General features: G+C 58.1%; 2 protein-coding genes. Both read right to left on the bottom strand.

Annotation, left to right across the window (positions count from 1 at the left end):
• Window positions 1-27: 27 nt before the first annotated feature.
• Window positions 28-321: a hypothetical protein gene (locus G560_RS0118095; RefSeq protein WP_155947397.1), complete on the bottom strand. Its 294-nt coding sequence runs from the start codon at window positions 319-321 to the stop codon at window positions 28-30.
• Window positions 322-334: 13 nt separating this feature from the next.
• A partial coding sequence (locus G560_RS21275) for a hypothetical protein (protein WP_022705680.1) occupies window positions 335-1300 on the bottom strand: 966 nt, incomplete at its 5' end.

Raw genomic sequence — 1300 nt, 5'->3', positions numbered from 1 at the left:
CCGCCGCAAGCCTGAACCGTCACACCGCTAGTCAGAGTTCACGTCGGTTTCGGCCGTGTCCGGCAAAAGGATCGGGCCGTTCTTGGCCGCCAGCACTGGCTTTGGAAACAGCGCAGTCTTGGGGGCATCGGGCCCGTGCGGGAACACCAGCATGACCTGCCAAACGCCTTTTACCTGCTCTGGCTGACCAATCACCCACACGCTGTCACCGTCTTTGTATTTGGCCAAGTCGAGCGGAACATCGTTGATCGTCAAAACATCATCATCGCGGCGCAGCGACAAAGCGCTGTCCATACGCGTGGGGGAAAGTGTAATTTTCATACCGAATCTCCTGTCAATGCCAACGACCAATGGCCGTTGCTTCAATTACGGTTGAACCGACTTCGGGGATCGCAGACATCGCGCGCAAGCTTGCAATTGATGCATTGGCGCTGACCCCACCCAACCAGCGCGCGGTGCTGCCCCCCACACCTGAAATCGCGGGGGTTACCGTGAACGCAGCCGGAAACACCCAGTTGACGGTGGGCGACATGAAAATGCTGCCCCCTGAAACCGACACGTTCAACGCCGTGACCTTATGGGTGCAGATCTGCAAACCGCCTGCAAAACGGGTATAGTCGCCATTGGCATTGCTGCCGCGCTCAATGATCGCGCCTGTTGGGGTGCCACTGGCTTGGCTGACCGCACCCACGATATTCGACTGATCAAACACCGACCGCCACGCTGACCAAACCGTGCCGTCACCAGTTTGGACCCGCACCATGATCAGCGGATCAAGGGTGTTTTGAATTTTGAACACCATCTGATGGGCACGGTTGCCCTCGCGAACCGTGGTCAGACAAGACCCAGTGGTGATCCCCGCAGGTTTGTTCAGCGTGGCGGCATCAATATCGGTCCAACCTGTTGCCGTGACCAAGTTCAGGTTATTGGACGGGGCAGACACAAACCCCGAAGTAATGCCTCCCAAGCCAAAATCGCCCACCTTGGTCAGCCGTCCTGCCGTTGTATCGGTGCTGGTTTGGGTAACAGCGGTACCCGTAATCGCACCTTGCACCCCAAGCCCAAAACCAAACAGCCCCTTGCCTGTCGCCGCCTCAAACCGCAACGCTTCGGCCCAGCTGCTGCCATCGGCGCTGACCTTAACGGAAAAATCATTATTACCCGCAAGGCCCATTTCGGCGCGCCCCGACCAGTTGTCCTGAAACAGTAAGCTGGCGGTATCGGTGGCGCTGGCTTTGTTAACCTTCAGCTGGTGGTCCGTGCCATCATGGCTGAAAAGGGTCGCGGCAGCGGCAACAGA

The sequence above is a fragment of the Pseudorhodobacter ferrugineus DSM 5888 genome, assembly GCF_000420745.1.
Taxonomy (GTDB): Bacteria; Pseudomonadota; Alphaproteobacteria; order Rhodobacterales; family Rhodobacteraceae; genus Pseudorhodobacter; species Pseudorhodobacter ferrugineus.
Note: the sequence above shows the minus strand (reverse complement) of the source record. Positions and strands in the feature narration are given on the sequence as shown.

Bases quoted from the DNA above. Each gene is read 5' to 3' on its own strand.
- G560_RS0118095 (WP_155947397.1), bottom strand. From the start codon at position 321: ATGAAAATTACACTTTCCCCCACGCGTATGGACAGCGCTTTGTCGCTG.